This window comes from Achromobacter sp. FW305-C-13, assembly GCF_058783475.1.
In genome coordinates this window covers 452,475-469,700 of record NZ_JBYSYN010000001.1, presented here as the reverse complement: position 1 = coordinate 469,700, position 17,226 = coordinate 452,475, and the positions used below count along the sequence as shown (strand labels likewise).

Here is a 17,226-nt window from a genome sequence, read left to right as displayed (position 1 = left end):
AAATGCTCGGAAACCGGTATTCCTTTGGTCTGCGAATCAGGTCCGCCCCAAGGAAAGCTCCACGCTGTCCACCCGCAAAACTGTTTTAGAATCGCGGTCATGGAATCCCGACTTCTCGACATCCTCGTCTGCCCCTTGTGCAAGGGCCGCCTCGAACACGACCGGCAGCAAGCCGAACTGGTTTGCCGCGCCGACCGCCTGGCCTTCCCCCTGCGTGACGGCATCCCCGTCATGCTGGAGTCGGAAGCCCGCGCGCTGGACGAAACGCCCGCCGCCAACTGAACGCCCCCATCGTGAGCTTCATTGCCCTGATCCCGGCGCGGACCGCCTCGACCCGCCTGCCTGATAAACCGCTTGCCGACATCGCCGGCAAGCCGATGGTCGTGCGCACGGCCGAACGGGCCGCCCTGTCGGGCGCATCGCAGTTGTACATCGCGACGGATGATGTCCGCGTCCAGGCAGCTGCCGACGCCCATGGCCTGACCGCGCTGATGACGCGCGGCGACCACCCCACCGGCACTGACCGCCTGGCCGAAGCCGTGGAGCAGTTGGGCCTGCCCGACGATGCCATCGTGGTAAACGTCCAGGGCGACGAACCGCTGATCGAACCCGAACTCATCGACGCCGTCGCAGCCAAGCTCCAGGCCCATCCGGAAGCCGACATCGCTACCTGCGCCTGCCCGCTGGCCGACGCGGACGCGCTCTTCAACCCGAATGTCGTCAAGCTGGTCTGTGCCGTCGACGGCCGCGCGCTGTATTTCTCGCGCGCCCCCATTCCCTGGGCCCGTGACGCTTTGGCCGCTGGCGAACGCGTGCTGGCCGACGGGTTGCCCGCCTGGCATCACATCGGGCTGTACGCCTACCGCGTGTCCTTCCTGCGCCGCTTCCCGACCCTGCCGCAAGGCGTGCTGGAACGGTTCGAGTCGCTGGAACAGCTGCGCGCCATGGAACATGGCCACCACATCGTCGTCCACCGGGCCTCCAGCCCTCCTGCGGCAGGGGTAGATACCCCGGCGGATCTGGAGCGCGTCCGGTTGATCTACAGCAAACAGATATAAGGGTTATTTCCCATAGCGCGGCTCCGCATTGGCTGCTGCGTTGCGGCATAATCCCCCGGATCACAAAAAATAAACCCCATCAGGAGCACTCATGCGTCTTATCTTGCTCGGACCTCCCGGCGCCGGCAAAGGCACCCAGGCCGCGTTTCTCACCCAGCACTTTGGCATCCCTCAGATCTCCACCGGCGACATGCTGCGAGCCGCCGTGAAGGCAGGCACGCCGCTGGGTATTGAAGCCAAAAAGGTCATGGATGCCGGCGGTCTGGTTTCCGACGAGATCATCATCGGCCTGGTCCAGGACCGCCTGACGCAGCCCGACTGCGCGAACGGCTACCTGTTCGACGGCTTCCCCCGCACCATCCCGCAAGCCGACGCGCTGAAAAGCGCCGGCGTCAAGCTGGACTACGTGGTGGAAATCGAAGTCCCCGAAGAGGACATCATCGAACGCATGAGCGGACGCCGCGTGCACCAGCCCAGCGGCCGCAGCTACCACGTGCGCTTCAACCCGCCCAAAGTGGAAGGCCGTGACGACGTCACCGGCGAAGAACTGATCCAGCGCGACGATGATCGCGAAGAGACCGTTCGCCACCGCCTGTCCGTGTACCGCGAACAAACGCGCCCCCTCGTCGACTACTACTCGACCTGGGCACAGCAGAACGCCGCCGAAGCCCCGAAGTACCGCAAGATCTCGGGCGTGGGCGCCGTCGACGAAATCAAGTCGCGCCTCTTCGAGGCCGTCAACAGCTGATTGGCGCATTGATGGCCCACAGGCCTTCGGCGCCGGCCGGACGCGATGCGTTCCTGCCCCGGCCCGAAGGCCTTGTCACATTCGGCGCCCGCCGCGCCGCATTCATCCCCTTGAACTGATCTGGTGGTAGAGACATGGAAATCGCGAACAAGATATTCATCGTTACGGGCGGCGCGTCCGGCCTGGGTGCAGGCACCGTGCGCATGCTGGTGGAAAACGGCGCCAAGGTCGTTATCGCCGACGTGCAGGACGAGCCCGGCCAGGCCCTGGCGAAAGAACTCGGCCAGCGCTACGTGCATTGCGACGTGACGCAGGAAGCCGACGGCAAGAGCGCCGTCGCCGCGGCGCTTGAACTAGGCGCCCTTTTCGGCCTGGTGAACTGCGCGGGCGTGGCGCCCGCCGCCAAGATCGTGGGCAAGAACGGCGCGCATCCGCTGGACCTGTTCCAAAAGGTCGTGTCGATCAACCTGATCGGCAGCTTCAACATGATGCGCCTGGCCGCCGAAGCCATGAGCGCCAACACGCCCGAGCCCACCGGCGAACGCGGCGTGATGATCAACACCGCCTCGGTCGCCGCGTTCGACGGCCAGATCGGCCAGGCGGCCTATGCCGCCTCGAAGGCCGGCGTGGCCGGCATGACCCTGCCGATCGCGCGCGATCTGGCCAAGACGGGCATCCGCTGCATGACCATCGCCCCGGGCATCTTCGGCACGCCGATGATTTTCGGCATGCCCCAGGAAGTGCAGGATTCGCTGGCCGCCAGCATCCCCTTCCCCGCACGCCTGGGCCGTCCGGAAGACTATGCCAAGCTGGTCTACAGCATCGTCACGAACGATATGCTGAACGGCGAGACCATCCGCCTGGACGGCGCCATCCGCATGCCCCCGAAGTGATGTAGTACAAAGGCAGGCCCACGAAGTGGGCCGCCTTTTTTGTTTGACAGTCTTCACGTTCCACGCAGTCGCTTCGGGCCGGCCCGTACTTTTTTCAGTCATCCATCCATGAGCCTGTTCCGTTCGGCGGCCACCGTCAGCAGCTTCACCCTGCTGTCCCGCATTTCCGGCCTGATCCGAGACATCCTGGTCGCCCGCGCCTTTGGTGCCGGCCCTATCACCGACGCCTTCTGGGTCGCCTTCCGTATTCCCAACCTGTTGCGGCGCCTGTTCGCCGAGGGCGCTTTCGCCCAGGCCTTCGTGCCCATCCTGGGCTCCGCGCGCAACAACCGGTCCGAAGAAGAGGTCCGCACCCTGCTTGACCGCGTGGCCCTGCTGTTGACGGCCGCGCTGATGCTGATCACGCTGATTGGCATCGTGGCCGCCCCGTGGGTAGTGTCCGCCATGGCCAGCGGCTTGCGCGGCGCGGCCCGCGATACCGAATTCGGCGCCGCCGTCTGGATGACGCGGATGATGTTCCCCTACATCTTCTGCATGTCGCTCATCGCCTTCGCCTCAGGCGTCTTGAACACCTGGCGCCGTTTCGCCGTCCCCGCGTTCACGCCGGTACTGCTGAACCTTTCCATGATCGCCGCCTGCATCTGGCTCGCACCCCGCATGGACATCCCCGTCTACGCGCTGGCCATCGGCGTCATGATCGGCGGGGTGGCCCAGTTGGCGGTGCAGTGGATCGCCCTGTCGCGGCTGGGCCTCACGCCGCGCTTCTCCCTGCGTTTCCGCGAAGCGTGGGCCGACCCCACCGTGCAGCGCATCCTCAAGCAGATGGCCCCCGCCACGCTGGGCGTCTCGGTGGCGCAGATCTCCCTGCTGATCAACACCAACATCGCCACCTGGCTGACGCCGGGCAGCGTGACGTGGCTGTCGTTTGCCGACCGCCTGATGGAATTTCCCACCGCGCTATTGGGCGTCGCCCTGGGCACGGTGCTGCTGCCCAGCTTGTCAGCCGCGCACGCTCGCGACGACCACGGCGGCTACAGCGCCCTGCTGGACTGGGGCCTGCGCCTGGTGCTGCTGCTGGGCCTGCCTGCCGCGGTGGGCATGGCGCTGCTATCGGACGGCCTGGTCGCCACCCTGTTCCACTATGGCGCCTTCGCTGCCCAAGACGTGCTGCAAACCCGCCTGGCCGTCATTTCCTATTCGGTCGGCCTGATCGGCCTGCTGTCGGTGAAGATCCTGGCGCCTGGCTTCTACGCCAAGCAGGACATCCGCACACCGGTCAAGATCGCCATCGGCGTGCTGATCCTGACCCAGCTGATGAACGTGGCGCTGGTGCCGCTGATGGCACACGCCGGCCTGGCCTTGGCCATCGGATTGGGTGCGTGCCTGAATGCACTGGCGCTGCTGATCGGCTTGCGCCGCCGCGGCGTGTATCAGCCGGGCCCCGGCTGGGCGGTCTTCGCGCTGCGCCTGATCCCCGCGCTGGCCGCGCTGTCTGCCCTGCTTTGGTATGCCGACGGGCGGATCGATTGGATTGGCCTGCAGGCCCATTCCGGCCTGCGCGCGGCTTGGCTGGGCGGCGTATTGGCCGCCAGCGGCCTGGTCTACTTCGGAATGTTGTTACTCTTTGGCTTCCGTCCTAGAGATTTTGGACGACGTCCCAGCCGGTAATTTCGGCCGTTAGGGTACCTTCCCCATCAAAAAGCCGGCTTCAGCCGGCTTTTTTGCTTTAGATTCGTCAAGAATTGACAATCGGGCCGTAATCTTTGGTAAAAAACCTTTATTATTTACAAATTGCCATCGAAAGGATCCCCGCCAGCACCGCATGCGGGAAGATGAAGTGAAGTACGCCCAAGGACAACCCATGGCGGACCAGGTGATCAATTGGTTGCTGCTGCTGCGCTCCGGCAAAGCGACCGCGCAGGACTACAACGACTTCCTGGCGTGGCGTGCGGCTGACCCTGTCCATGAGAATGCCTGGCAACAGCTGACAGGCTCGCTCTCAGGATCGACATTCGGCCGGCTCGGCGACGCTTACCCTGCCGGGTACGCCGCCGGATCGCCCGCGCAGCCGCTGATCCCTCCGCCTCCGGCCATCATGCCGGCCCGACGCCGCTTTCTGACCGGCGCGCTGGCGCTCGCCAGTACGGGCGCTTGCGCCGCCTATGTCGGCAACGCCTATTACCCGCTGAACAACGTGGCCGCCGACGCCGCCACGGCCACGGGCGAGCGGCGCCGGTACGTGCTGTCGGACGGCAGCCAATTGCTGCTGGACGCACGCAGCCGCGTTAATCTGGATTTCACGCCCGCCTACCGCCAGGTCCGCCTGCTGGATGGCGCCGTGACCGTATCCGTCGCCCCCGATGCGCGCCGCCCTTTCCTGGTGCAGACCGCCGAGGGCACCGTGCGCGCCCTGGGCACCCGTTACATGGTCCGCCAGCAGGCGCAACGCACCGTCGTCGTGGTGCACGAACATGAAGTGGAAGTGGAAACCATGTCGGGCGCCCACGGTTCCGTGCGCGCCGGCACCGGCGCCCGTTTCGACGCGTCCCGCATGGATACCCCCCGCGCCGAGCTCATGGCCGAGGCGGCCTGGGAATCCGGCTGGGTCGACGCCCGCGGCCGCCCGCTGGCCGAAGTGATTGCCGCGCTGCGGCCCTATCGCACCGGCACGCTGCGCCTGTCCATGGCGGCTGGCGGCTTGCCTGTGTCGGGCCATTTCCCGCTGGACGACACCAATGCCGCGCTGGCGACCCTCGAAGACATGATGCCGATCAGCGTCCGGCGCTTCACGCCCTGGTTCGTGTCGATCAACGTCGCCGCCTGACAACGCTGTGCCTCGGGCCTGTGCCTGCGGCCCGCTTCGTTGTATACTCAGTACCGTGTTTTTATCCAGTAGGCGCCGCGGGTTTTTCCTCAAGGCTTTTTGAGGACCATCCGCCAGGGTTGTCCAGCTAAGAGTGCTCAAGTTTGGGAATTGTCTTTCCAGCTACGGGTTCTCCAGCCCAGGAACCTTTCCCTTAGCGCCCCCCGCCCGGTTGACGGGCGCTCCATCGGTAGATCAAACATTAAAAGCTTGCAATCCCGCAGGGACTTGCTAAAATGTTCGACTTTGCCGAATTCAACTTATATAGCAACATGGCCAATACCGCCCAAGCCCGCAAGCGCGCTCGCCAATCCGTTGAGCGCAACAAGCACAATTCCAGCCTGCGCTCGATGCTGCGCACCGCCATCAAGCGCGTTCGCCAATCCATCGCCGCTGGCGACAAGGCTTCGGCTGGCGAAGTGTTCCAGAAGGCCTCGAGCGTGATCGATCGCGTGGCTGACAAGAACATCATCCACAAGAACAAGGCCGCTCGCCACAAGAGCCGCCTGGCTGCCGCTATCAAGGCGCTGGCCTAAGATTCTGCCGCCCCTGCTTTTTGGGGCGTCATGAATACGGCAAATGAAGAAGGATGCCCCAGGGCATCCTTTTTTGTTGCCTGCTCGAAACGCCACGCGCGCCGCTATTCCTGCTACGCCCCGCCCTGCGCCATGCGTGACGCCAACTCGCGCTTGATGGCGTCGGCCGCGGCGGCTAGCGACGCCATGAACGCGTCCACCAGCGGATTTGCCGGACGATGTTCGGGAAACACCACGTTGACGCGAAACGGGAACGAGCGGCGCATCGGACGGATGTGCAGGCCGCGCCCCGCGAAATCCAGCGCCGTCAGCGGGTTCACGATGGCCAGGCCCAGCCCCTGGCGCACGAACGTGCACACGGACACCGCCGTGGGCGTCTCCACGATGGACCGCCGCAGCACCCCCGCCTCGGCGAAGGCTTCGTCGATCTGGATCCGGTAAGGGTCGCTGGACGACAGACTGACGAAGGCGTGCCCTTCGAAATCAGGCAGATCGATCGCCGGCTTTGCCAGCAACGCGTGCCCGTCGGGCAGCACACACACCTCGTCCACTTGCAATAACAGCTGCACACGCGTGCCGGCGGGCGCCGCGTCGTGTTCAGTCAACCCCAAGTCGTACCGTTGCGCCGTCAGCCATTCTTCCAGGAACGGCGACTCCTGCGCCTCGAGCGCCAGGCTGACGCCGGGATGCAGATCATGAAAGCGCCGGAACGCGTCGGGCAGGATCGAATGCGAGAACGCCGGCAAGGCGATCACCGACAACTGGCCACCCCGGAAGGCCCGCAAACGGGCAGCGGCGGAGGCCACGCGCTCCAGCCCTGCATAGGACTGCCGGATCTCGTCGTAGAGCGCCAGCGCCGGCATGGTGGGCCGCAGACGCCCGTGCACGCGCTCGAACAGCGCGAAACCGATGCTGTGCTCCATGCGCGCCAGTTCGCGGCTGACCGTGGGCTGCGACGAGCTAAGGAGCTCGGCCGCCCGAGTCACGCTGCCGGCAATCATCACCGCCCGGAACACTTCGATATGCCGATGCGTCAGCATGGGCTACCTCATATCAAGAATGAATGGACCTTGGAAACATAAGCATTTTACTGGATGCCTTTGAACAGGCATCATGCCGCCTGGTTTCAATTCCCAATCAAGGTCCGCCCGCCATGGCATTCGATCCGCGCCAACTCACCCAACTCGCCACCCAGCACGGCACGCCGCTGTGGGTGTACGACGCCGCCGTCATCCGCGAACGCATCGCACAACTGCGCCGCTTCGACACCATCCGCTACGCGCAGAAAGCCTGCTCCAATCTGCACATCCTGCGCCTGATGCGCGAGGAAGGCGCGGTCGTCGACGCCGTATCGCTGGGAGAGATCGAACGTAGCCTGGCCGCGGGCTTCGACCCCAAAGGTGAACCGGAAGGCATGGTCTTCACCGCCGACCTGATCGACCACGCCACGCTGGCCACCGTGCTCCGCCACGGCATCACCGTCAACGCGGGTTCGCTGGACATGCTGGAGCGCGTGGGCCAGGCCTCGCGCGGGCACCGCGTCTGGCTGCGCATCAACCCCGGTTTCGGCCACGGCCACAGCAACAAGACCAATACCGGCGGTCCGCAAAGCAAGCACGGCATCTGGATCGATGACGTCGCCGAAGCCGTGTCGATCGTGCGCCGCTACGGCTTGAAGCTGGTCGGCGTCCACATGCATATCGGCTCGGGCGTCGACTACGGCCACCTGTCCAGCGTCTGCGACGCCATGGTCGACGTGGTGCGCTCGCTGGACCACGACCTGGAAGCCATCTCGGCGGGCGGCGGCCTGTCCATCCCCTATCGCGACGGCGAACCGCGCATCGATTGCGACCACTATTTCGAGCAGTGGGACGCGGCCCGCAAGCGCATCGAGCAATTCCTGGGCCACCCGGTCCGGCTGGAGATCGAACCCGGCCGCTTCCTGGTTGCCGAAGCCGGCGTGCTGGTGTCGGAAGTGCATTCGGTCAACCGCCGCCCCGAGCGCGATTTCGCGCTGGTGGATGCAGGCTTCAATGACCTGATGCGCCCGGCCATGTACGGCAGCTATCACCGCATCTCGGTGCATGCGCCCGACGGCTCGGCCCCGCAGGGCGTGCCCGAAACGCGCATCGCGGTCGCCGGCCCCCTGTGCGAATCGGGCGATGTGTTCACCCAGGATGAAGGCGGCGTCATGTCCGACCAGCTGCTGCCGCAGCCGCGCATCGGCGACTTCATGGTCTTCCACAACGCGGGCGCCTACGGCTCGTCGATGTCGTCCAACTACAACAGCCGGCCGCTCGCGCCGGAAGTGCTGCTCGACAACGGCAACACCCGCCTGATCCGGCGCCGTCAGACCGTCAGCGAATTGCTGGCGCTGGAGGAATAAGCGGAAAGCCCAATCTGCAGAAGAACAGCCGCCGGGCCGCCCCAAGGCGGGGCAGCCCTGCCCTTTTCAGGTCGGGAAGGCGTCGCGCAGCGCGAACGTCGCCTGCTTGAACACTCCCAGGTCCGTGCCCACCGCGACGAAGTGCATGCCCATGTCCAGGTAGCGGCGCGCGTCTGCATGGACCGGCGCCAGGATGCCCACGGCCTTGCCCTGCGCGGTGACGCGCTGATGCAGGTGACGGATCGCCTCTTGCACTTCGGGGTGGCCCGGGTTGCCGATATGACCCAATGCCGCGGCCAGGTCCGACGGGCCGATGAACACGCCATCCACCCCTTCGACCGACGCGATCTCATCAACGGCATCGATGCCCGGACGGCTTTCGATCTGCAGCAACACGCAGATGTTGTCGTTGATGGTCTGCAGATAGTCGGGGACCGTGCCATAACGGTTGCTGCGCTGCGCGCCAGCAACGCCGCGGATGCCTTGCGGCGGATAGCGTGTGGCGGCCACGGCCAGCCGCGCGTCGGCCTCGGATTCGATGAACGGAATCAGCAGGTTGTAGAACCCGATATCCAGCAGGCGCTTGATCTGCACCGGATCGTTCCACGACGGCCGCCCTACCGCGGCGCTGGCGCTGCCCTGCAGGGCTTGCAGCTGCTGCAGGAACATCGGCACTTCATTGGGCGAATGCTCGCCGTCCAGAAGCAGCCAGTCGAAGTCCGCCAGCCCGACAAGCTCGGCCGTGATGTGGCTGGACATGCACATCCAGAATCCGATGAGTCGTTCACGGGCCAGGATGCGTTGCCGGAAACGATTGGGTAAGGGTGAGTTCATTGCCGCCTTCGTTTTTTGCAGAAAAGAGAATACGGAGTGTGCCGGGCCGCAGCCCGGCGGTACAACAGTCAGGGCCTGTTAACGCTACATGAAGCCTTGCACTGGCCCTAGTCCATGCGGGCGCCGGAGGCCTTCGCGGCCTTGCCCCACTTCGTGATTTCGTTGTCGACGAACGCCGAGAACGACTTCGGATCGTCGCCCACCACCACAAAGCCCACGCTCTCGAGCTTCTGCCGGATCTCAGGCGAAGCCAGCGCCTTGACGGTGGCCTGGTTCAAACGCTGGATCACGGCGGGCGGCGTCTTGGCCGGCGCCGACAACCCGAACCAGGATTCCGCCGAAAAGCCTGGATAACCCGATTCCGCCACAGTCGGCGTATCGGGATAAGCGGGATTGCGCTTCGCGCTGGCCACCGCCAGCGCGCGCAGCTTGCCGGAGGTGACTTGCGGCAGCAGCGTGTCCTGGTTCAGGAACATCACCGAGACCCGTCCGCCGATCATGTCGGTAATGGCGGCCGCGCCGCCCTTGTACGGCACATGCACCAGGTCGATCTTGGCATCCTGCTTCAACATTTCCATGGCGAGGTGGCCCGACGAGCCGCTGCCCGAACTGGCGTGCGTGTACTTGCCCGGGTTCTCGCGCGCCAGCCGGATGAAGTCCGCAAACGTCTTGCCGGGGAACTCCATGTTGGCGACCAGTACGTTGGGGCCCGTCGCCAGCAGCGAGATATGCGCGAAGTCGCTGTTGCGGTAGGGCATGTTCTGGTAGACGGCGTAGCTGATGGCGTTCGATCCCACGCCGGACAGCAGCAAGGTGTAGCCGTCCGGCTCGGCCTTGGCCACCACGTCGGAGCCGATGTTGCCATTGGCGCCACCCTTGTTTTCGACGATGACGCTTTGGCCCAACTCCTTGGACAGCTCGGCCGCCAGCAAGCGGCCCACGGAATCCGTGCTGCCGCCGGCCGGGAACGGCACGACCAGCTTGACGGGCTTGGCAGGCCAGGCGCCAGCCTGCGCCATCGCTGCCGCCGGCAGCAGGGTCAGCAAGCCGGCCGACGCCGCGGCCAGGATGGCAAGGCGTCTGTGCGCCACGGGTTTGTTCTGTTGCATGGTTGTCTCCTCATGGTTGTTGTAGGTATATCGCCCGGTGTCCGGGTCTGAGCCTATCGTCTGGGCCTATTGTTTGATGCGTTACGGCCGCATCAGCCGATGCAAATGTCCTCCAGCACATACGGCGTGCCGGCGCGCTCGCAGATACCACGCAACCGATCGGCCAGCGCGGCCGATATCGGAATGCCCTGGCGCAGCCGGCGCTCGCGTTCCGCCGCCTCGGGCTCGCCTGCCACCAGCACGGGCTCGTCCGGCTGGGCGGGCGGCGTGTCGTGCAACGCGTCGATCATGTCATCCATATCGGATTCAAACGACCCTGCGGCGCGGAACGCGTCGGGATTCAAGGCCAGGAAGAAATGCCCCACGTCGTCCGGTTCGCCCGGACGGCGGGTGGGCGCACGCCGAGCGGCAAAGGCGCTGCCGCTGAGCGTGCCGCCCAGGATCTGCGCCATCATCGCCAGGCCGTAGCCCTTGTGGCTGCTCATGGCCGACGTGCCGCCCAGCGGCGTCAGGCCGCCCTCGGGGCGCTTGAAGATGAACTGCATTGCGGCGTCGGCGTCGGTGACCGCCCCGCCCTGCCCGTCGACCGCCCAGCCCGGCGGCAGCGGCTTGTCCAGAAAGTCGTAGACCTTGACCTTGTTGGCGGCGACTGTGGTGGTCGCCATGTCCAGCACGAAGGGTTCGTTGTGGGCCGCAGGCGCGCCGAACGCGATGGGGTTGGTGCCCAGCATGGGCATGGCGCCACGCGTGGGCACCATGATGATGCCGTTGGCGCTGCTGGTGACCAGGCCGACCACGCCGCGCTGCACCGCGATGCGCGCATACACGCCGGCCGCGCCGAAGTGATGCGAATTGCAGACCGACACCGCGCCCACACCATGCGTAAGCGCCTTGTCGACCGCCAGGTGCATGGCCTGTGAGGCCACCGGGTAACCCAGGCCGCCCATGCCGTCGATCAAGGCGCTGGCCCCGCCGTCGCGTACGACCCGCGCGCGGGCGTCCAGCTTCAAGGAACCCGCGCGCCACTTTTCCTCGTAAGACGGCAGCATCGAAATGCCATGCGAATCGATGCCCAACAGATCCGTCTGCGCCATGAGGCCGGCCGTGGTGTGCGCCAGATCTTCGTCCATGCCCCAGGCTTGCAGCACCTGCAGGATCTGTTCGCGGACCTGCTCGACCGGCACGTTCTTCGCTATTGCTCCATTGCCTTGCACTCATTGTCTCCGTTGGTCGTTGATGTCAGTCGCGCTCGCGGTCAACCAGCCGGTGGCGCGCCTGCCCCAGATGGAACTGCATGGCCACGCGGGCGCGCTCGCTGTCCTGTTCGCGGATGGCGTCCAGGATGGTCGCGTGTTCGTCCACGACGCGTTGCGCGCGTTGCCGGGAACCGGTGCGCGTCAGGCTCAAGGTCAGCCGCATGAAGCCGTTGATGGATTCGTGGATGCTTTCCAGCACCCCCAGATAGAAGTCGTTGCCGCTGGCTTCGGCGATGCTGGCGTGAAACGCCAGATCGGCCTCGGGCGACACCTGGCCGTGCGTCAGGCTGTCGGCGAACGCCGCGTGGGCGTCGGCGATCTTCTTCAACTGTTCGTCCGTGCGGCGCAATGCAGCCAGGCGGGCCGCGTCGCCTTCCAATGCCACGCGCACCTCTTGCGCGCGCAGATAGGCGCTGACGTTCTGCACGTCGTTGAAGGTCTTCAGGCGGGGCGCGGGCTGATGGCTGACAAACGTGCCCAAGCCCTGATGCGCCGTGATCAGGCCATCGGCGCGCAAGCGCAACAGGGCCTCGCGCACGACCGGGCGCGATACGCCGAAGCGTTCCGAGATCTCGTTTTCGGAGGGCAGCTTGTCGCCCACGTTCAGTCCGCCGGACACGATCTGCTCGAAAATCTGCCCGTAGACCTGATCCGCCAGCCGCACCCGGTGCCCGCGTTCGAGCAGGGGCGAACCCGACGCGTCGGACTCGACGGGCGCCTGCGGCTCGGATGAAGTTGATGCTTTGGATCGGGCCACGAAACCTCCTGGATGCTTAGGCCTGTTCACCTTTACGGGAACAGCGCCCATCGTACCGCCAACAGGCGGTGCGACGGGAGGTGCGCAGCCGCCGCGTTCACGGTCAGGCCGCCACGGCTTCCTTGTCCCAGGCGGCCAGCGCGCGCGCGACAGGCGCCACGCGTTCGCGCTCGGCGTCGGAGATGCCGGTCAACAGCGGGAGCATCGGCCCCATGTCCGCCACGCCCGACAAGGTCACGGCGTCGTGCAGCACGCGGATCGGGCTGATGCCGTCGCGGCAGTCTTCCAGGCCCAGGTAATGTTCGCGCACCGCTTCGGCCTCGTCGTAGCGGCCTTCCTGCAGCAAGTGCAGCAAGCGCATCGAGCCGCGCGGAGCCACGCAGACCGAACCCGACGTGAAGCTCTTCAGGCCGAAATCGCGGTAGTGGACGATGGCCGGGCGTTCGCCGATGCCGCTGACGATCCAGCGCGCATCCACGGCTTGCAGCAAGGACGACAGGTACGGATCCTTTGCCGGGTTGTCGCGCACCACGGCGTACTTGAACGCGACGATGCGGCCTTCCTCGATCAGGCGCGCAGCGGTGGCCGGGGCCAGGTAGTCAGCCGACTTGATGTAGACCACGGCAGGTTTTCCCAGCGCATCGGTAAAGCGCCGCACGCCATCGGCCAGCCCGGCGTCCGTGTACGGAAACGACATGGGCAGCAGCATCGCCGTGGGGAACGGGCGCGAACGCAGGATTGCCGCCTGGTCCATCATCTTGCCGTAGTCGGGCCCGACCGACGGCAGGATCCACGTATCGGACCCCGCCAGCCCGGCCAGCATGTCCACGATGCGCGCGTATTCGCTGACGGCCACGTTGTAGAAGTTGGCGTTGCCGCCGTACATCACGTTGCGCACGCCACCGGCTTCCAGGTGACCCAGCAGCGCCTTGTTGGCGGCTTCGTTCAGGGAAAGATCGTCGTGGCGGGCCAACGGCGGCACGGCAATGACCGAACGCTGCAAGTCCTGGGCGGACACCGGGGAAGTTTTCATGGACGGGGCTCCTGGCTGATCCAGTTGTCAGATGAGTAAGGTGAAAAAAGTATACTTGGTTGACAAGCATAACCTCAATACCTATATTTGTTTGACAAGTAGAACGGCAACAAAACGCAGGGTGCCGCATGCGCCTTGCGGCTTGCCGCCTCGGGCCATGCCAGGGGCGGAATTCCCACAAACGATGCGCGGCCACGCGCACACCAAGGAGACACGTTCCATGCAAGCAGCCCCCCTGCGCCGCCGGTTGCTCACCGCCGCCCTGTTGACGGCTACCGCCTTCCTGCTGCCTGCGGCACCCGCCCTGGCCGACTATCCGGAACGCGATGTCAAGATCATCGTCCCCTTCCCCGCAGGCGGCACGGCGGACATCGCCGCGCGCGTCGTGGCGGCCGAACTGGGCAAGAGTTGGAACAAGTCGGTCGTGGTGGACAACAAGGCAGGCGCGGGCGGCAACGTCGGTTCGGCCGAAGCCGCGCGCGCCGCCGCGGACGGCTACACGCTGCTGATGGGCACCGTCAGCACGCATGCGATCAACCAGTCCGTCTACGCCAAGCTGCCCTACGACCCGGTCAAGGATTTCGTGCCCGTCACGCTGGTGATCCCGGTGCCGAACATACTTGAACTGAATCCCAAGTTCGCCGACAAGCACGGCATCCGCACGGTGGCCGACCTGATCAAATACCTGAAGGCCAATCCGGACACCGTCAACATGGCGTCCACCGGCAACGGCACCTCCACGCACCTGTCGGGCGAACTGTTCCAGAGCATGACGGGCACCCGCATGACGCACGTACCCTACAAAGGCAGCAGCCCCGCGCTGACCGATGTGATGGGCGGCTCCGCCGACCTGATCTTCGACAACCTGCCCTCTTCCATGGGCTACATCAAGGGCGGCAAGCTGCGGCCGCTGGCAGTCACCACGGCCGCGCGCTCGCCCGCCTTGCCGGACGTGCCGACGCTGGCCGAAGCGGGCGTAAAGGGATACGACGCATCCAGTTGGTTCGGGCTGCTGGCCCCCGCCGGCACACCGCCCGCCATCGTCGACAAGATCCAGCGCGACGTGGCGGCCGCGTTGCAGCAAGAGCCCGTGCGCGCGCAATTGCAGGCCCAGGGCGCCACGCCCACGGGCAACACGCCGGCGCAGTTCAAGCAGTTCATGGCGCAAGAGACCGTGAAGTGGGCAGAAGTCGTGAAAACATCCGGCGCCAGGGTCGACTGACCTGACGCAGATCCAGGCCCGCACGCAACGCGTGAGCGGCGGGCTTCTCATCATCACGCGAACCAGGAGACAACATGAACAAACTGATCTGCGCTTTCGCGGCGGGCGCCGCCATGCTTGGCGGGCCGGCGGTCCAAGCCGCCGGCTACCCCGAAAAACCCGTCACCATGATCGTGCCCTTCGTGCCGGGCGGCTCGTCCGACATCACCGCGCGCTCCGTCACCCCCGCGCTATCGAAGCTGCTGGGACAGACCTTCGTGGTCGAGAACAAGCCCGGCGCCAACAGCGCCATCGGCGCGCAGGCCCTGGCACGCAGCACGCCTGACGGCTACACCATGATGGTCGGCTCGATCGGCACCTTCGCCATCAATGAAGCGCTCTACAAAAACCTCTCGTACAACCCCAGCAAGGACTTCGAATACCTGACCCAGGCCGTGCGCAATCCCAACGTGCTGGTCGCCGCCACCTCCTTTCCCGCCGGCAGCGTCGCCGAACTGGTCGACTATGCGAAGAAGCACCCCGGCAGCGTCTCCTACGCGTCGTCGGGCACGGGCTCTTCGGACCACCTGTCCGCCGTGCTGTTTCGCCAGCGTACGGACAGCACGGGCGTGGACGTGCCCTACAAGGGCGGCGGAGCCGCGATCGCGGACCTGATCGGCGGCCAGGTCAACGTGTCGTTCCAGAACCTGGGCGCCGTGCAGAACCATATCAAGGCAGGCAAGCTGAAGGCCCTGGCCATCACGGGCGATGCGCGCACGCCCGAACTGCCCGACGTGCCCACGCTGACCGAGGCCGGCATCAAGGACATGGTGGTGTATTCGTGGCAAGGCTTCGCCGTGCCCAAGGGAACGCCGCCCGCGGTGGTGCAGCAATTGTCCAAGGCCCTGCAGACCGCATTGCGCGACCCGAAGACCGAACAGACGCTGCAAGGCCTGGGCTTTGAAGTTGTGGCCAATACGCCGCAGCAGTTCACCGCGTTCCAGCAAGGCGAGGTCAAGCGGTGGAAGGACGTTATCCAGAAGGCCAACATCCAGCTGGAATAGCCGGCGGGGCACGCACCAGGGGATGCACGCGGGCATCCCCTCAGCCGATTTCAAGGCTGAATCAAGTAGCATGACCGTTTTCGCCACCCACCCGTACGACAACATGACCACTAAGCATCGCATCATCCAGGTCGGCTCGCTGGCCGGCTCCCCCTCCGCCAACAAGAACCTAGCCGACCGGTACGACGTGGTAGAGCTGTGGAAATTCCCCGACCGCAAGGCCGCACTGGCCGAACACGGCAAGGGCATCACCGCGGTCGTCACGTCAGCCAACTTCGGCGCCAATGCCGAACTCATCAACGCGCTACCCGACCTGAAGGCGATCTGCAGCTGGGGCGTGGGCTACGAGACCATCGACGTCGAGGCGGCGCATAAGCGCGGCGTGCAGGTCAGCAATACGCCCGACGTGCTGACGGATTGCGTGGCCGACCTGGCCTGGGGCCTCTTGATCGCTGGCGCCCGCCGCATGGGCCAGGGTGAACGGTTCGTGCGCGCCGGCCAATGGGGCCAGGTGCATGGCAGCATACCGCTGGGCCTGCGCGTCAGCGGCAAGAAGCTGGGCATCGTGGGCCTGGGCCGGATCGGCGAGGCCATCGCCAAGCGCGGCACCGGGTTCGACATGGAGGTGCGCTATCACAACCGCCGCAAACGCGATGACATCGACTACGGCTACGAGGCCTCACTGGTAGACCTGGCCAAATGGGCCGACTTCCTGATCGTAGCCACCGTGGGTGGCCCCAGCACGCGCCATCTGGTCAACCAGCCGGTCCTGGAAGCGCTGGGCCCCAAGGGCATCATCGTCAACATCGCGCGCGGCCCGGTCATTGATGAAACCGCGCTGGTCGCCGCGTTGGAAGCCGGCAAGCTGGGCTGCGCCGCGCTGGATGTGTTCGAACACGAACCCAAGGTGCCGGAAGCCCTGACCAAGAGCGACAACGCCGTTGTCCTGCCGCACATCGGCAGCGCCACGCTGGAGACGCGCCTGGCCATGGAGAACCTGATGCTGGAGAACCTGCAGGCCTATTTCGACACCGGCCGCGTGATCACGCCGGTGGAATAAACGCACCCTGCGCCACGTCGGCGCAGAAGCGACAAAGACCTCCACGCCACCCAGCAACAAAAAAGCCTCTCGGTGCCCATACCGAGAGGCTTTCGACTTTCCGGTCCCGCGGGATCGGCAGTCTTCGTGCAAAGGAACTACTTTCGGGCTTTACAGCCCCCTGCTTACTTCGCCGGCGTCGTGGCGCCGGAATGGTCCATCTTCGATGCTGTGCCCGATTTGGCGGCCGCCGGTTTGGCGGACGTCTTGTCAGACTTGTGATGCTTGTGCTGCGCCTGGGTCTTGGTTTCGCCCGCCTTGGCAGAAGCGTCGGCGCCTGCCGCGAACGCCGAAGGCGCAGCAGCAAGACCGAGGCATAACGCCGAGGTGGACAAGAACGCAGCGATACGGGAGTGAGTCGTCATTTCATGAACTCCTGAATGTAAGGG

At 65.4% G+C, this 17,226-nt stretch carries 18 protein-coding genes; 11 read left to right on the top strand and 7 right to left on the bottom strand.

Annotated elements, in window-relative coordinates:
• Nucleotides 1-99 precede the first annotated feature (99 nt).
• From AC3WMU_RS02245 to rpsT, 7 genes are all read left to right on the top strand, one after another.
• Nucleotides 100-282: a Trm112 family protein gene (locus AC3WMU_RS02245; RefSeq protein WP_006225458.1), complete on the top strand. Its 183-nt coding sequence runs from the start codon at nt 100-102 to the stop codon at nt 280-282.
• An 11-nt stretch (nt 283-293) separates the two neighbouring features.
• Nucleotides 294-1,058, top strand: coding sequence for a 3-deoxy-manno-octulosonate cytidylyltransferase (gene kdsB / locus AC3WMU_RS02240; RefSeq protein ID WP_006225457.1), 765 nt, complete (start codon nt 294-296; stop codon nt 1,056-1,058).
• A 91-nt stretch (nt 1,059-1,149) separates the two neighbouring features.
• Complete coding sequence (gene adk, locus AC3WMU_RS02235) at nt 1,150-1,806, top strand: adenylate kinase (protein WP_315139388.1); 657 nt, start codon at nt 1,150-1,152, stop codon at nt 1,804-1,806.
• Nucleotides 1,807-1,940: 134 nt separating this feature from the next.
• Complete coding sequence (locus AC3WMU_RS02230) at nt 1,941-2,699, top strand: 3-hydroxyacyl-CoA dehydrogenase (RefSeq protein ID WP_492281735.1); 759 nt, start codon at nt 1,941-1,943, stop codon at nt 2,697-2,699.
• A 108-nt stretch (nt 2,700-2,807) separates the two neighbouring features.
• Complete coding sequence (gene murJ, locus AC3WMU_RS02225) at nt 2,808-4,367, top strand: murein biosynthesis integral membrane protein MurJ (protein WP_492281734.1); 1,560 nt, start codon at nt 2,808-2,810, stop codon at nt 4,365-4,367.
• Nucleotides 4,368-4,560: 193 nt separating this feature from the next.
• Nucleotides 4,561-5,523 carry a FecR domain-containing protein gene (locus AC3WMU_RS02220; RefSeq protein ID WP_035213426.1) on the top strand — a complete coding sequence of 321 codons (963 nt, stop codon included), beginning with the start codon at nt 4,561-4,563 and terminating at the stop codon, nt 5,521-5,523.
• A 311-nt stretch (nt 5,524-5,834) separates the two neighbouring features.
• Nucleotides 5,835-6,098 carry a 30S ribosomal protein S20 gene (gene rpsT, locus AC3WMU_RS02215; protein WP_006225453.1) on the top strand — a complete coding sequence of 88 codons (264 nt, stop codon included), beginning with the start codon at nt 5,835-5,837 and terminating at the stop codon, nt 6,096-6,098.
• A 113-nt stretch (nt 6,099-6,211) separates the two neighbouring features.
• On the opposite strand, the gene AC3WMU_RS02210 is transcribed toward rpsT, so the two are convergent.
• The gene (locus AC3WMU_RS02210; RefSeq protein WP_492281733.1) at nt 6,212-7,138 is read right to left on the bottom strand and encodes a LysR family transcriptional regulator; all 927 of its coding nucleotides are present in this window, start codon (nt 7,136-7,138) and stop codon (nt 6,212-6,214) included.
• Between the two features lie 113 nt (nt 7,139-7,251).
• Between AC3WMU_RS02210 and lysA the strand changes: the two genes are divergently transcribed.
• Nucleotides 7,252-8,484 carry a diaminopimelate decarboxylase gene (gene lysA, locus AC3WMU_RS02205; protein WP_492281732.1) on the top strand — a complete coding sequence of 411 codons (1,233 nt, stop codon included), beginning with the start codon at nt 7,252-7,254 and terminating at the stop codon, nt 8,482-8,484.
• Between the two features lie 66 nt (nt 8,485-8,550).
• Here the strand turns inward: lysA and garL are convergent, their stop codons facing one another.
• The 5 genes from garL to AC3WMU_RS02180 form a co-directional block, all read right to left on the bottom strand.
• Nucleotides 8,551-9,318 carry a 2-dehydro-3-deoxyglucarate aldolase gene (gene garL, locus AC3WMU_RS02200; protein ID WP_035213403.1) on the bottom strand — a complete coding sequence of 256 codons (768 nt, stop codon included), beginning with the start codon at nt 9,316-9,318 and terminating at the stop codon, nt 8,551-8,553.
• Nucleotides 9,319-9,425: 107 nt separating this feature from the next.
• On the bottom strand, nt 9,426-10,427 hold the full coding sequence (locus tag AC3WMU_RS02195; protein WP_280028710.1) for a Bug family tripartite tricarboxylate transporter substrate binding protein: 1,002 nt from the start codon (nt 10,425-10,427) through the stop codon (nt 9,426-9,428).
• Between the two features lie 92 nt (nt 10,428-10,519).
• Nucleotides 10,520-11,641 carry an Ldh family oxidoreductase gene (locus tag AC3WMU_RS02190; protein WP_492281731.1) on the bottom strand — a complete coding sequence of 374 codons (1,122 nt, stop codon included), beginning with the start codon at nt 11,639-11,641 and terminating at the stop codon, nt 10,520-10,522.
• Between the two features lie 25 nt (nt 11,642-11,666).
• Nucleotides 11,667-12,491: a FadR/GntR family transcriptional regulator gene (locus AC3WMU_RS02185; RefSeq protein WP_492281730.1), complete on the bottom strand. Its 825-nt coding sequence runs from the start codon at nt 12,489-12,491 to the stop codon at nt 11,667-11,669.
• Between the two features lie 52 nt (nt 12,492-12,543).
• The gene (locus AC3WMU_RS02180; protein WP_006225445.1) at nt 12,544-13,473 is read right to left on the bottom strand and encodes a dihydrodipicolinate synthase family protein; all 930 of its coding nucleotides are present in this window, start codon (nt 13,471-13,473) and stop codon (nt 12,544-12,546) included.
• 220 nt (nt 13,474-13,693) lie between these two features.
• On the opposite strand from AC3WMU_RS02180, the gene AC3WMU_RS02175 reads away from it, so the two are divergent.
• The 3 genes from AC3WMU_RS02175 (at nt 13,694) to AC3WMU_RS02165 (ending at nt 16,798) form a co-directional block, all read left to right on the top strand.
• Nucleotides 13,694-14,695, top strand: a complete 1,002-nt coding sequence (locus AC3WMU_RS02175; RefSeq protein WP_492281729.1) for a Bug family tripartite tricarboxylate transporter substrate binding protein — start codon at nt 13,694-13,696, stop codon at nt 14,693-14,695.
• A 74-nt stretch (nt 14,696-14,769) separates the two neighbouring features.
• Nucleotides 14,770-15,738, top strand: a complete 969-nt coding sequence (locus AC3WMU_RS02170) for a Bug family tripartite tricarboxylate transporter substrate binding protein (protein WP_492281728.1) — start codon at nt 14,770-14,772, stop codon at nt 15,736-15,738.
• Nucleotides 15,739-15,841: 103 nt separating this feature from the next.
• The gene (locus AC3WMU_RS02165) at nt 15,842-16,798 is read left to right on the top strand and encodes a 2-hydroxyacid dehydrogenase (protein ID WP_006225442.1); all 957 of its coding nucleotides are present in this window, start codon (nt 15,842-15,844) and stop codon (nt 16,796-16,798) included.
• 164 nt (nt 16,799-16,962) lie between these two features.
• Here the strand turns inward: AC3WMU_RS02165 and AC3WMU_RS02160 are convergent, their stop codons facing one another.
• Nucleotides 16,963-17,202 (bottom strand): hypothetical protein, encoded by a 240-nt coding sequence (locus tag AC3WMU_RS02160; protein ID WP_006225441.1) that lies wholly within the window; start codon nt 17,200-17,202, stop codon nt 16,963-16,965.
• Between the last annotated feature and the right edge of the window lie 24 nt (nt 17,203-17,226).

Excerpts from the sequence above, each read along its gene's own strand:
- AC3WMU_RS02245 (WP_006225458.1), top strand. The coding sequence starts at position 100 with ATGGAATCCCGACTTCTCGACATCCTCGTCTGCCCCTTGTGCAAGGGC.
- adk (WP_315139388.1), top strand. The coding sequence starts at position 1,150 with ATGCGTCTTATCTTGCTCGGACCTCCCGGCGCCGGCAAAGGCACCCAG.
- AC3WMU_RS02230 (WP_492281735.1), top strand. The coding sequence starts at position 1,941 with ATGGAAATCGCGAACAAGATATTCATCGTTACGGGCGGCGCGTCCGGC.
- murJ (WP_492281734.1), top strand. The coding sequence starts at position 2,808 with ATGAGCCTGTTCCGTTCGGCGGCCACCGTCAGCAGCTTCACCCTGCTG.
- AC3WMU_RS02220 (WP_035213426.1), top strand. The coding sequence starts at position 4,561 with ATGGCGGACCAGGTGATCAATTGGTTGCTGCTGCTGCGCTCCGGCAAA.
- rpsT (WP_006225453.1), top strand. The coding sequence starts at position 5,835 with ATGGCCAATACCGCCCAAGCCCGCAAGCGCGCTCGCCAATCCGTTGAG.
- AC3WMU_RS02210 (WP_492281733.1), bottom strand. The coding sequence starts at position 7,138 with ATGCTGACGCATCGGCATATCGAAGTGTTCCGGGCGGTGATGATTGCC.
- lysA (WP_492281732.1), top strand. The coding sequence starts at position 7,252 with ATGGCATTCGATCCGCGCCAACTCACCCAACTCGCCACCCAGCACGGC.
- garL (WP_035213403.1), bottom strand. The coding sequence starts at position 9,318 with ATGAACTCACCCTTACCCAATCGTTTCCGGCAACGCATCCTGGCCCGT.
- AC3WMU_RS02195 (WP_280028710.1), bottom strand. The coding sequence starts at position 10,427 with ATGCAACAGAACAAACCCGTGGCGCACAGACGCCTTGCCATCCTGGCC.
- AC3WMU_RS02185 (WP_492281730.1), bottom strand. The coding sequence starts at position 12,491 with ATGGGCGCTGTTCCCGTAAAGGTGAACAGGCCTAAGCATCCAGGAGGT.
- AC3WMU_RS02180 (WP_006225445.1), bottom strand. The coding sequence starts at position 13,473 with ATGAAAACTTCCCCGGTGTCCGCCCAGGACTTGCAGCGTTCGGTCATT.
- AC3WMU_RS02175 (WP_492281729.1), top strand. The coding sequence starts at position 13,694 with ATGCAAGCAGCCCCCCTGCGCCGCCGGTTGCTCACCGCCGCCCTGTTG.
- AC3WMU_RS02170 (WP_492281728.1), top strand. The coding sequence starts at position 14,770 with ATGAACAAACTGATCTGCGCTTTCGCGGCGGGCGCCGCCATGCTTGGC.
- AC3WMU_RS02165 (WP_006225442.1), top strand. The coding sequence starts at position 15,842 with ATGACCACTAAGCATCGCATCATCCAGGTCGGCTCGCTGGCCGGCTCC.
- AC3WMU_RS02160 (WP_006225441.1), bottom strand. The coding sequence starts at position 17,202 with ATGACGACTCACTCCCGTATCGCTGCGTTCTTGTCCACCTCGGCGTTA.